Below are 399 nucleotides of genomic sequence, written 5' to 3' on the forward strand. Positions count from 1 at the left end.
GCCGAGCGGCTCGCCGAGCGGGTGCTGGCCTACGAGGGCGTGATGCAGAAGGACAAGCCGATCGCCCAGGCACACCTGGCCGGGGCGCAGGTCCGGCTGCGCGCCCTCAACGCCCTGCTGGCCGACACGGTCGGACAGATCGAGGAGATCGTGGCCGCCGGGGATCCGGTGGCCAAGCCGGTCCGCGCGCAGGCCCGGCTGGCGGCCGCGCACATCGTGGCCGAGTCCAAGGGCGTCATAGCCGAGCTGATGGGCGCCGGCGGGGCCAGCATCCACTTCCTGGCCAACCCGATGCAGCGGTTCAAACGCGACGTCGACGTGCTGTCCGGGCACGTGGTGTTCGACTACGACACCAGCCGGGAGCTGGCCGGCGCGCTGGCCCTGGGGTGCAAGATCCCG

The 399-nt window shown here is 72.4% G+C and carries 1 protein-coding gene; it reads left to right on the top strand.

What is annotated here, in order from left to right; genetic code table 11:
• Nucleotides 1–399 (top strand): acyl-CoA dehydrogenase family protein (locus H7I41_RS18820; protein WP_505011368.1); only part of this gene is annotated, 399 nt, incomplete at both ends.

Origin of the sequence: [Mycobacterium] manitobense (assembly GCF_025821665.1) — a bacterium.
In the GTDB taxonomy this organism is placed as follows: Bacteria; Actinomycetota; Actinomycetes; order Mycobacteriales; family Mycobacteriaceae; genus Mycobacterium; species Mycobacterium arseniciresistens.